General features: G+C 27.3%; 11 protein-coding genes and 1 pseudogene. 3 read left to right on the plus strand and 9 right to left on the minus strand.

What is annotated here, in order from left to right; genetic code table 11:
* The first annotated feature begins 9 nt into the window (after window positions 1-9).
* Both cyoE and CRV10_RS03320 read left to right on the plus strand, forming a co-directional pair.
* The gene (gene cyoE / locus CRV10_RS03315) at window positions 10-864 is read left to right on the plus strand and encodes a heme o synthase (RefSeq protein ID WP_136130401.1); all 855 of its coding nucleotides are present in this window, start codon (window positions 10-12) and stop codon (window positions 862-864) included.
* A gap of 47 nt (window positions 865-911) precedes the next feature.
* The gene (locus tag CRV10_RS03320; protein ID WP_136130402.1) at window positions 912-2,279 is read left to right on the plus strand and encodes an MFS transporter; all 1,368 of its coding nucleotides are present in this window, start codon (window positions 912-914) and stop codon (window positions 2,277-2,279) included.
* A 35-nt stretch (window positions 2,280-2,314) separates the two neighbouring features.
* Here the strand turns inward: CRV10_RS03320 and thiI are convergent.
* Window positions 2,315-2,548: pseudogene (thiI, locus tag CRV10_RS03325) on the minus strand (thiazole biosynthesis protein); the annotation flags it as partial.
* Between the two features lie 361 nt (window positions 2,549-2,909).
* On the opposite strand from thiI, the gene dxs reads away from it, so the two are divergent.
* Window positions 2,910-4,775, plus strand: a complete 1,866-nt coding sequence (gene dxs, locus CRV10_RS03330) for a 1-deoxy-D-xylulose-5-phosphate synthase (protein ID WP_136130404.1) — start codon at window positions 2,910-2,912, stop codon at window positions 4,773-4,775.
* A gap of 34 nt (window positions 4,776-4,809) precedes the next feature.
* Here the strand turns inward: dxs and thiL are convergent, their stop codons facing one another.
* The 8 genes from thiL to tgt all read right to left on the minus strand — a co-directional run bounded on the left by thiL (window position 4,810) and on the right by tgt (window position 12,704).
* Window positions 4,810-5,790 carry a thiamine-phosphate kinase gene (thiL, locus tag CRV10_RS03335; RefSeq protein ID WP_136130405.1) on the minus strand — a complete coding sequence of 327 codons (981 nt, stop codon included), beginning with the start codon at window positions 5,788-5,790 and terminating at the stop codon, window positions 4,810-4,812.
* 22 nt (window positions 5,791-5,812) lie between these two features.
* Window positions 5,813-6,235 carry a transcription antitermination factor NusB gene (nusB, locus tag CRV10_RS03340; protein ID WP_136130406.1) on the minus strand — a complete coding sequence of 141 codons (423 nt, stop codon included), beginning with the start codon at window positions 6,233-6,235 and terminating at the stop codon, window positions 5,813-5,815.
* Window positions 6,236-6,261: 26 nt separating this feature from the next.
* On the minus strand, window positions 6,262-6,732 hold the full coding sequence (gene ribH, locus CRV10_RS03345; protein WP_136130407.1) for a 6,7-dimethyl-8-ribityllumazine synthase: 471 nt from the start codon (window positions 6,730-6,732) through the stop codon (window positions 6,262-6,264).
* Window positions 6,733-6,811: 79 nt separating this feature from the next.
* Complete coding sequence (gene ribD / locus CRV10_RS03350; RefSeq protein ID WP_136130408.1) at window positions 6,812-7,930, minus strand: bifunctional diaminohydroxyphosphoribosylaminopyrimidine deaminase/5-amino-6-(5-phosphoribosylamino)uracil reductase RibD; 1,119 nt, start codon at window positions 7,928-7,930, stop codon at window positions 6,812-6,814.
* 478 nt (window positions 7,931-8,408) lie between these two features.
* The gene (gene secF / locus CRV10_RS03355; RefSeq protein ID WP_136130409.1) at window positions 8,409-9,338 is read right to left on the minus strand and encodes a protein translocase subunit SecF; all 930 of its coding nucleotides are present in this window, start codon (window positions 9,336-9,338) and stop codon (window positions 8,409-8,411) included.
* Window positions 9,339-9,348: 10 nt separating this feature from the next.
* Window positions 9,349-11,202: a protein translocase subunit SecD gene (secD, locus tag CRV10_RS03360; protein ID WP_136130410.1), complete on the minus strand. Its 1,854-nt coding sequence runs from the start codon at window positions 11,200-11,202 to the stop codon at window positions 9,349-9,351.
* A gap of 19 nt (window positions 11,203-11,221) precedes the next feature.
* Entirely contained in the window at window positions 11,222-11,554 is a 333-nt protein-coding gene (gene yajC / locus CRV10_RS03365; protein WP_136130411.1) for a preprotein translocase subunit YajC, read from the minus strand.
* Window positions 11,555-11,588: 34 nt separating this feature from the next.
* A complete protein-coding gene (tgt, locus tag CRV10_RS03370) occupies window positions 11,589-12,704 on the minus strand; it encodes a tRNA guanosine(34) transglycosylase Tgt (RefSeq protein ID WP_136130412.1) in 1,116 nt (371 codons plus the stop codon).
* Window positions 12,705-12,715 lie beyond the last annotated feature (11 nt).

Consider the following 12,715-nt stretch of genomic DNA (forward strand, 5'->3'; position numbering starts at 1 on the left):
CTGATTTTAATGTTTACACAATACTTACAGTTAATAAAGCCAAAGATAATCTTTGGGAATTTGATTTCAGTTATGGGTGGTTTTTTTCTTGCATCACAAGGTAGTATTAATTATAAATTACTAATAATGTGTTTAATTGGAGAGTCTTTAGTCATTGCTTCAAGTTGTATATTGAATAATATTATAGACCGTGACATAGATAAAAAAATGGAAAGAACTAAACATAGGGTTTTGGTAAGAGGTCTTATATCAACAAGAGCAAGTATTTTATCTTCATTGATACTAGGTTTATTAGGAATTTATCTATTATATTTTAATGTAAATTTTTTATCAACTGAACTAACAATTATAGGATTTGTTGTTTATGTAGTTATTTACAGTTTATATATGAAGCGTAGATCTATCTATAGTACTATAGTTGGTAGTATTGCAGGTGCTATACCACCTATTGTTGGTTACTCTGCTATTAGTAATAAAATTGATGCATGCACAGTAATTCTGGCATTAATTTTTAGTTTGTGGCAAATACCACATTCTTATGCTATAGCAATATTATGTCTTAAAGATTATCAAATAGCAAATATTCCTGTGTTACCTGTAATAAAAGGTATCGAGATAACTAAGAATCATATTGTATTTTATATTGTAATCTTTTTTATATCTATTTCGATGTTATCAATCGGTGGGTACACTAATTATAGCTATTTAATAGTTTCATCTATAGTGACTTTAATATGGTTAATTATTGCGTTATTAGGTTATAAGACTTCTGAAAATAATGTTTGGGCACGTCAAGTATTCATTTTTTCTATTGTTACTATTACAGTATTAAGTGTAATGATGTCTTTAGATGCAAGGAAATAAAGAATTTTATATTAATATATAATTTTGAAAAAAATAAAAAATATGAAATGAATAATAATAGTAAATTAAATCCTACTGAATTACGTGCTAGCTTAGGTCTTAGCATGATATTTGCATTACGAATGTTAGGAATGTTTATGGTGCTTCCAGTACTAACTACTTATGGCATGTTATTGCAGAACGCAAACAAAACTCTTATAGGTATAGCGATTGGTATATATGGATTCACTCAAGCAATATTTCAAATTCCCTTTGGTTTGATTTCTGATCGTGTTGGTCGTAAGCCATTGATTATTTTTGGTTTATCATTACTAATATTAGGTAGTTTAATTTCTGCTAATAGTTGTTCTATCTGGGGTCTGATTATTGGTCGAGCATTGCAAGGATCAGGTGCAGTATCTGCTGTAATAATGGCTTTATTATCTGATTTAATACGTGAACAGAATTTAAGCAAAGTCACTGCTTATGTTGGCATTAATTTTGGTATTACTTTTGCTATTGCAATAATAATTAGTCCTATAGTTGTACATGAATTTGGTTTGCATTTTCTATTTTGGATCATTACTTTTTTTTCTTTATTTTGTATTTATATCATAATGTTCATAGTTCCAAAAGAAACAAATCATGTGACGAATCGTGAAATAGGAATTATAAAAAATAGTTTTTTTAAAATTTTATATAACAATAAATTAATGCAGTTGAATATTAGTATTTTCTTTTTACACACACTATTAACATGTAATTTAATTGTTTTACCACATCAATTCGAAACAGCAGGCTTTCCTATATCAATGCATTGGAAAATTTATTTAATAACTATGCTGATAGCATTTACTTTTGTAATACCTTGTATTGTTTATACTGAAATAAAGAGATCTATAAAAAGAACGTTTTTAATTGGTGTTTTAATAATTATAATATCAGAAATAGTGCTGCAAATTGCTTTTAATAATTTTTGGATATTATTTATTGGAATACAACTTTTTCTTTTTGCCTTCAGTCTAATGGAAGCAATTATACCTTCTTTAGTTAGCAAAGAATCTCCATTAGGTTACAAAGGTACTGCTATGGGTTTTTATTCAACTTGCCAGTTTTTTGGTGTAGCTTGTGGCAGTAGCATTGGTGGTTGGATACTAGGTAATTATAATATACAAACAGTATTATTATTTTGTATTTTAATTTCTATATTTTGGTTATTGATTAGTCTTAATATGAAAGAACCACCTTATATAATGAGTACACGTATTACATTAAATAATAAGATGTTGTCTATACCTAACATCGAAAAAAAAATTAGGCTACAACCAGGTGTTGTAGAAGTATTAGTAGTTTTTGAAGAAAAAAATTTATATATTAAAATTGACAGCAAAATTACTAATAGAAGTAAAATCGAACAATTTCTTTTAAATTTCTAATTTCAATTGCTTAGTATATTTTAACTTAGTTTTTCTTAAAAGGATGTATGTATATTATAAGTTGTTACGTTATTAAAACCCTGCTCAATTAAATACAAAGCTTGTAGACGACTCATTATACCTGTTTCGCAATAAAGAAACCAAATTTTATTTTGATCTAGTGTTTTAAATTTTCTATTAAGATCATAAAAAGGAATTGATTTAACTTTAGCATTATTTAGTTTTAGTGGTTTTTTTTCTTGTTCATCAACAGAACGAATGTCAATAATATGTAAAAATTCTATACTGTTAGTTGCCAAAATGTACCTCTGTTTATATTTCAAAATAATACGCTTTGTAATTAAAGATATTAAAAATTTTTAGTAATAAAATGATAAAAATTTTATCTGAAAATTTCAGAGCTATATTAAAACAAATATAGTAGTATATATTAATATTTTAATTTTATTCTGTCATTTAGATAGTAACATAAAATATTTGATTGTATAAAATATGATATAGGACTAGTTTATAATTTTTATTGAACAATTGATTTTGATTATTAACAGCCAATTATAACTATATTAATTAAAAATCAATAAATTTATAATTGTGATAAAATTATTTATATTTGAGAATAATGAGTATTTCATGATTTTTGATCATAAAAAATATCCAACTCTATCATTGATAAAAACTGTTCAGAAATTGCGCTGTTTACCGTTAGAAATACTGACTATATTGTGTGCTGAATTGCGTCAATATTTATTAAATAGTGTAAGTCATTCTAGTGGACATCTTGCTTCTGGATTAGGAGTTATTGAGCTAACCGTAGCATTACATTATGTATATAATACACCTTTTGACTATTTAATATGGGATGTTGGGCATCAGGCATATCCACATAAAATTCTAACGGGAAGACGTGATCTTATCAATACAATTCGTCAGAAAAATGGTTTGCATTCATTTCCATGTCGGGATGAAAGTGAATATGATGTTTTAACTGTAGGACATTCTTCAACATCTATTAGTGCAGGTATAGGTATAGCTATAACAGAGAAATATGACAATAAAGGTCGTCATATTGTGTGCATTATTGGTGATGGAGCAATAACTGCTGGTATGGCATTTGAAGCGATGAATCATGCTGGTGATATTAAACCTAATATACTTGTAGTTCTAAATGATAATGAAATGTCTATTTCTAAAAATGTAGGTGCTATTAATAATCGTCTAGCACAGATTTTATCTGGAAGAACATATTTGAGATTTCGGGAAGGAAGTAAAAAAGTTTTAACTAATATCCCTCCAATAAAAAATATTTTCAAAAGAACTGAAAAATATTTAAAAAGCATTGCAGTACCAGGACTATTATTTGAGGAATTAGGATTTAATTACATAGGACCTATTAATGGACATGATGTATTAACACTCATTAATACTTTAAAAAATATGCGTAAACTTAAAGGACCACAGTTTTTGCATGTGATTACAAAAAAAGGTAAAGGATATGATCCTGCTGAAAAAGATCCAGTTACATGGCATGCTGTTCCTAAATTTGATCCTATAAGTGGAATATTGCCAAAACATTTAAAATCTTTACCAAGTTATTCAAAGATTTTTGGTGATTGGCTATGTGAAATGGCTTCTCAAGATTCTAAACTTATAGCAATAACACCAGCAATGAGTGAAGGTTCTGGCATGGTAGATTTTTCACGTGAATACCCAAATCAATATTTTGATGTAGCGATTGCCGAACAACATGCAGTGACATTCGCATCAGGTATAGCTATTGGTGGTTACAGGCCTATTGTAGCTATTTATTCTACATTTTTACAGCGTGCTTATGATCAATTAATTCATGATGTAGCTATTCAAAAATTGCCTGTAATGTTTGCTATTGATCGAGGCGGTATTGTAGGAGCAGATGGGCAAACTCATCAAGGTGCTTTTGATATATCTTTTTTACGCTGTATACCAAATATGGTAATTATGACACCGAGTGATGAAAATGAATGTCGTCAAATGTTGTATACAGGATACCAATATATGGAAGGTCCTACTGCTGTACGTTATCCTCGTGGTAGTGGTATTGGAATACCATTAACATCTCTAAAAACAATAAATATTGGCGAAGGTATTATAAAGCGTAAGGGCAAAAAAATAGCAATTCTTAATTTTGGTACATTATTAATAGAAGCTATCAATGTTGCAGAAGTATTAAATTCAACACTAGCAGATATGAGATTTGTTAAACCATTAGATGAATCATTAATTTTGCAATTAGCTAATAATCATGAATTTTTAATAACTTTAGAAGAAGGCAGTATTAAAGGAGGAGCTGGTAGTGGAGTAAATGAATTTGTAATGATTAAAAAATTAAAAATACCAGTTCTAAATATTGGTTTACCTGATGAATTTATTCCTCAAGGCGAACAAAACGAAATAAGAAGAGAATATAAGCTTGATGCTAAGGGTATACAAGAGCAAATTTACGAATGGTTGTGTGCGTAATTTATGGTTGTGTGCGTAATTTAGATTTAATATTTTATTTAAAGTGATCAAATCCTTTATTATATGATTCTAGGGGTTTTCCATTTTTAAAACAAACTAAACCTTTAGATTTATGTGTAATTCTTCCTATATAAGTATATGGTAAATCAAGATCATTAAATGCTGTATCTAATTTATGGATATTTTTTTCTGGAATAGTAAAACATAGTTCATAGTCTTCTCCTCCACTTAATGCCCAAGATAAAATTTGATTGAATTCAAAATTACTAGTAAGATCGTGTGATAAAGGAATATTATCTAAATTTATATAAGCTCCGCAACTACTATGTTGTAGTATATGACCCAAATCAGAAATTAAGCCGTCTGAAATATCGATTGCTGATGATGCAATACTTCGCAATGCTTTCCCTTGTTCAATACGAGGCACTGGACGTAAATGGCGTTTAATTAGTGATCTATATGATTTTGCATTTTTTATTTTTAAGTTATTTTGAAGTAATTGTAAACCAGCTGCACTATCACCTAAATTTCCAGTTACGTAAATTAAATCATTTAATTTTGCTCCTGAACGTTTAATCGCACAGCCTTTTGGAATTATACCATAAACATTAAAACCTAAACTTAATGGACCCCGAGTAGTATCTCCACCAATAAGTTCTATATTATAATAATTTAATAATTTAAAAAGGCTTTTACTAAAACTAAATAACCATGAATCATTTAATTTAGGTAAAGTTATTGATAATGTAACCCAGGTTGGATCTGCTCCCATTGCAGCTAAATCGCTAAGACTCACTGATAAAGCTTTATAAGCTAAATCAGAAGGTTTAATATTATTTAAAAAATGCACGTCAGCTACAAATGTATCATTACTAACGGCTAAAATTTGGTTTTTTGGTATTTTTAACAGTGCACAATCATCACCAATTCCTAATTCAATATAATTACTATAATTATATGTATTTTTTGTATGATTAAAATATTTTTTTATTAACTCAAATTCACCAGAATTCATGTTTGATAAATCTCTTAATTATTTATTTTGTACGATTTAATCGAATATTCATAGCGGCTTTATCTAACACTCCATTAATGAATTTATAGCTATCTTCACCTCCAAAAATTTTTGCTAATTCAATGCCTTCATTAATTGCAACTTTATATGGCATATCATTACATTTGCTAATTTCATATAATGCTATACGTAAAATAGCTTTTTCTATATTACCTAATTGTTTTAATTCACGATATAGATATGGTTTCATAAGTTGATCTAAATAATTATTGTTTTTTGTTACTCCAAGCAATAATTTATGAAAATAAACAATATCAATATCAACTATATTTTGTTCATTTAAAACATATAATTCTATTTCTGATATATCATTTTTAGATAATTGCCAAGAATAAAGCGCTTGTACAGCACATTCACGAGCACGACGACGAGCAATAACATTCATAATGTGATATCTCTCTTATCTGTTAATTAATTTTTAATGATTTTTAATAAATTAATCATTTCAAGAGCAGCTATTGCCGCTTCAGCACCTTTATTCCCAGCTTTAGTACCAGAACGTTCAATAGCTTGATCAATATTTTCAGTAGTTAATAATCCAAAAGCAATAGGGATACAGCTACTTATTGAAATTTTAGCAATACCTGAACTGGATTCATGAGCTATATACTCACAATGAGAAGTATTACCACGAATAATAGTACCTAAGGCAATTATTGCGTCATATTTATCCGTTTTACTTAATACATTAGCTATCAGTGGTAATTCATAAGCACCTGGTACCCAAACGATAGTTATATTTTCATGTTTTACTTGGCCAAGGCGTTTTAGAGAAGATATTGCACCATCTAGAAGATTATGATTAATGAAGTTATTAAAACGTGAAACAATAATAGCAATATTAGCTTCAGGAGCTGTAATGGTAGCTTCGATTACTTTCATGTTGATCCTTTATTGATTAGAATATCAGTTAATTGAATGTTTAAATTTCATTTAATATAAATATATAATATTTAATATATTATATAGATTTCTGTTCTTCTGGTATTAAAGTCATACGGATATCACTACCTATTTTACATATATCAGTAAATGAAAATTTTGGTGTACTATTTAAATCAATTAAATTTGGTAATTTACAAAATCTTATGCTACTGTCACCTAGTATTTTAGGAGCAATATAAATTATTAATTCATCTATCATATTATCTTGAATTAATGCACCAGCAAATTTCGCACCAGCTTCAACTAATATATTATTAATTTGATTTTTACCTAACAGTAACAACATTTCCGACAAATTAATTTTTTGCTTATTTACAGGTAATATCATTTGCACTACGTTATTTGGCCAACATTGATTATCATGACTTTGGCGTATTAACCAAGTTTCACCAGGTTGATTAATTATTTTATGCTTAGGTGTAACCTGATTTTGTCTGTCCATAATTACTCTTATAGGTTGACGTAATAATTTTTGATCGGGTATAAATTCTATATCTTTCTTTAATTGTGGCCAACGTACAGTAAGAAAAGGATTGTCAGCTAATATTGTATTACTGGTACTAAGTATGGCAGAACTTTGTGCTCTATAACGCTGAACATCAAGACGTGAATGATGTGAAGTAATCCATTTACTTTGACCATTATTCATTGCAATACAGCCGTCTAAAGATATACCAAATTTTAACTGTACCCAAGGAAATCCAGTAACCATTCTCTTAAAAAATCCACGATTAATTTCTTTACTTTCTTTCATCATTAACCCATGACTAACTTTTATGCCAGCTTGCTTAAGAAAAATAAAACCTTTTCCTGATACTTTGGGATTAGGATCTTGTGCTGCAACTACTACTCGATCAACTCCAGCATCAATTAATGCCTGACAACAAGGTGGTGTCAATCCATGATGACTACATGGTTCTAAAGTTACATATACAGTAGATCCTCTAGCTTTATCACCAGCTGCATGTAAAGCATGTATTTCTGCATGATTTCCACCTGCTTTTTGATGCCATCCTTCACCTACGATATTACCATGCAATACTATTACACAACCTACGTTTGGATTTGGAGTAGTAGTAAAACAACCTCTTTTTGCTAACTTTAAAGCATGTGCCATATATAATTCATCTGTCAAAATATAATCCTAATTAACTTAATATTTTTCTTTAGTGTCATTAATAATAAATCCAAATGTATAATATAAAAAAATAACATGATTAATTTTTAATAAATTTTTAAATAATATATAATTAAACTTACTGGTTGTTTTCTATTACATTAAATATTCAGCGGTATCACTTAATTTAAATTTATTACCTATGTTTTTATTATATTTATACTATGGAGTGATTTTCTAAAAATTATTCTCTTAATAAGCTAATTATTTTAATATTAAAATAAATCATTTATTGTAAATATTTATAATTTAGTAAAACGTTATTAAATATATTGAAATTTAGAGTACATAATATATTAAAAAATTAAATAATCAATGATTTATATTTTATCATATTAATAAGTTAATAAGAAATTAAATTATTTTATATAGATTTATTGATCATAAACACAAAAATTTCAGTATATTTTATTAATTCTATAATTTTTAAAATTTCTTATTGATATAAAAATACTCGATTATTTATACTATGTGCTATCAATGCTAACGATAGAAAAACATAAATTGATGATAATGTCCCAAATATTAAACCAATCAACATAGTTAATGAAAAACCTGTTAATAATGAACCACCAAATAATAATAAAATTATTACCATTATTGAAGTAATCAAAGAAGTTATTAACGTACGTTTTAATACTTGATTTAACGAAATATTAATTATTTCATAATAAGAAAAAGATTTTATATGCCTTGTGTTTTCTCTAATTCGATCTGAAATAACTATTTTATCATTCAGTGAGTAACCAATTACAGACATTAATGATGCGAGGATAGTTAGATCAATTTCTATGTGAAATAAAGATAAAAATCCACAAGTAATAATCAAATCACTAAATAAAGCTACCACTATACCAAATGCAAGATACCAATCAAAACGGAAACCAACATATAACAAAACACTTGCTATTGCACATAAAAGAGCTATCACACCGTTTTTTATTAGGTCTATCCCAACACTTGGTCCAACAAAATCAATATGATTGATTATTATTTTTTGTTTTATATTTTTATTAATTGCATTAATTAATTTACTAGATAAATCATCGCTGTTTTTTGAATTAAAATATGAGTGAATTTTTATCATTATACTCTTGCTACCTGCAGTGCTTACTATAGGTTTATTAAAACCAGATTGTATTAAAGTACTACGTATTAAATTAAGATCAACTGCTGTTTCTAAATTAATCTCTATTACAGTACCTCCGGTAAAATCAACGCCCCAATTAAATTTAATCATAAAAATAAATACAAAAGAAAATATAATAAGCAATCCTAAGATGAAAAATGCTAATTTATTCCAACGCATAAAGTCAAATATTTTATTTTTTTCATTAAATTCATTAATATAAGAAATTTGTGACATTAGTGTAATCCTATATAGATAAATTTTTAATATTTCTATTGCTGTAAAAAAAATCTATAATGGATTTTGTAAACACAACTAAAGTCAGCATTGATGTCATTATACCAATGATAGTCATTATAGCAAATCCTCTGACAGAACCAATACCAAATATGTAAAGGATAATAGCCTTGATTAAAGTGGTTATGTTTGAATCTATTATACTAGATAAAGCATTCTTATATCCTTTATTAATTGCTTTAGCAATAGCACATCCATTATAGATTTCTTCTTTAATCCGTTCATTGATTAAAATATTAGCATCTATAGCTACTGCTAAGCTTAACACAATACCAGCAATACCCGGCATTGTGAGTGTTACGTTTGGAAGTAATGAAGTAATAGCAATTATAATAATTAAATTAATTAATAAAGTAGTGACAGAAATTAATCCAAATTTTTTATAAAATAATATCATGAAGATAACACAAGAAAATAAACTAAATAAACAAGCTTTTATTCCTTGAGAAATGTTTTTTTGTCCCATTGTAGGACCAATGGTGCGTTCTTCTATAATCTGAATTGGAGTGACTAAAGCACCTGCACGAAGTAATATTGCTAGTTGACGGGCTGAATTTAAGTTTTTAATTCCAGTTATACGAAAATTATTGCTTACTTGAGATTGAATATTAGCAATGTTAATAATTTCTTCATTTTTCATTAAAATAGAACTACCTTGAGAATATTTTTTACCACTATCTTTATATTCTATAAATAAAGTTGCAATAAATTTTCCAATGTTGTCTTTGGTAAAATTAGACATTATATCTCCACCTTTGCTATCTAGAACAATATTAATTTCAGGATTATTATCTTTATCAAGACTGGCAGTTGAAAATGTTATATGATTTCCTGTCAATATTACATGCTTATACAACAAAACTGGTTGTCCATTACTTGTATATTTAATTTCAGAATCAAAGGGTATTATATTATGAGATATTAGATTTGAATGCATGCTAGTATTTACTAAACGAAATTCCAATGTTGCAGTTGTTCCTATGAGTTTTTTAGCGCTAGAAATGTCTTGAATACCAGGTAAATTAATTAAAATATGTTCAAATCCTTGACGTTGAATTGAAGATTGAGATATACCAAGTTGATTAATACGATTTCGTAATATAATAATATTTTGTTGGATAGCATTTTCACGTAGTTGATTTATATAAGACGTAGATATGTTGATGTTAATGATATTATGATCATTGATGTTAAATAATAATTCTTTATGAATTGATTTTAAATAAGTCAAGGCTTGATTACAATCATAAAAATTATTAAAAATAATTTTTATATTAAAATTTTTATCACTATATATTTTATTATATAAGATGTTTTTTTGACGTAATTCACCTATTAAATTACTAGTTTTCTGATTTATAATATTTTTCACTAGATTTTTTATATCTACTTCAATTAATAATTCTACTCCACCACGAAGATCAAAACCTAACTGCATTGGTTTTGCCGATATCCAGTTAAACCAATTGGGTGTAGCCGGAATTAAATTTAGTGAAGTAATATATTTATTTTGTATTCTTTTTTTAATTATATCATGTGCTAAAAGTTGTGTATTTAAATCGTTGAGCCGTAATGTAACAATTCCATGTTCTAATGAAATAGATTTATATTTAATTCTATTTTTTTGTATTACTTCTTTAATAGTACGAAAAACATTTTGATTTACAAAATCACCGTTTTTACTAATAACTTGTACAGAAGGATCTTCCCCATATAAATTAGGAATTGCATATAATAAACTTACAATTAATATAGTAAATACAAAAATATATTTCCATTTCCAAATTGGATAACGATTTAACACAATGATCGCTCTTAACAAATTATAATTTTTTTATAGTACCTTTTGGTAAAATAGAAGATATAAAATCACGCTTAATAATTACTTCAGTAGTGTCATTTAATAATATAGTAATATAATCACATTTTGTTATTTTTATTACCAACCCAACCAAACCACCGTTAGTAATCACTTCATCTCCTTTACTGATTGAATCTATTAATTTTTTATGTTCATTTACACGTTTTTGTTGAGGACGTAAAATCATAAAGTAAACAATTATACTAAATGTTACTAGCATAATAACTAAAGAATAATAATTTTTCTGAAAACGTTCTCCTGATGCAGCAAATACATCAGAAATAAAAAAATTCATTAAATATACCTCACTAATCAAGTATTATTTTTAATTAAAAAGAAATTTTTTTGTCCAGTTTTTGATAAAATTTACTAATAAATTGTTTCAGTTTTTTTTCTTTAATAGCTTTACGTAAGCCAACCATCAAACTTTGATAATAATGTAAATTATGAATAGTATTTAATCTTGCACCTAATATCTCATTACATTTATCTAAATGATGTAAATAAGATCTACTATAATTACAGCAAGTGTAACAATCACATGATGTATCTATTGGTTTAATATCAGACTTATACTGAGTGTTACGTATTTTAATTACTCCATTATTTACAAATAAATAACCATTACGTGCATTTCTAGTAGGTATCACACAATCGAACATATCTACACCGCGCATGACGCATTCTATTATGTTTTCAGGCTTACCAACTCCCATTAAATAACGTGGTTTATGTAATGGAATTTCTTTACAAATATGATCAACTATATTATACATTTGTTCTTTTGGTTCGCCTACTGATAAGCCTCCTATGGCATATCCATCAAAACCAATTTCCAATAGATTCTTCAAAGAAATGCTACGCAAATCTTCATACGTAGATCCTTGAATAATACCAAAAAGCAAATTTTTGTTACCTAAACGATCAAATTGGTTACGACTTCGTTCAGCCCACCGTAAAGACATTTCCATAGAAATTTTAGCATCATTCCAATTAACAGGGTACTTTATACATTCATCAAACACCATTAGAATATCTGAACCGATATCATTTTGAATTTCAATAGACTTTTCTGGATTTAAAAAAAACTTACTACCATTAATTGGATTTAAAAAATATACACCTTCTTCTTGAACTCTATTAATTTTATTAAGACTAAATATTTGAAAACCGCCAGAATCAGTTAATATTGGACCTGGCCAATTCATAAAATCATGTATACTACCGTGCAGTTTTATAATTTCTATACCGGGACGCATAAAAAGATGCAAGGTATTTGACAAAATAATTTTTGTACCAGATTTTAAGATTTCTTCAATCGTAATACCTTTTATAGCACCGTAAGTACCAACTGGCATAAATGCTGGAGTTTCTATTACACCACGATCAGATATTAAGTAACCTTGACGTGCATGATTATCTACGAATTCTATCTTAAATTTCATAATGCTTTAGC

Source organism: Candidatus Pantoea edessiphila, assembly GCF_002933355.1.
Classification (GTDB): domain Bacteria; phylum Pseudomonadota; class Gammaproteobacteria; order Enterobacterales; family Enterobacteriaceae; genus Pantoea_C; species Pantoea_C edessiphila.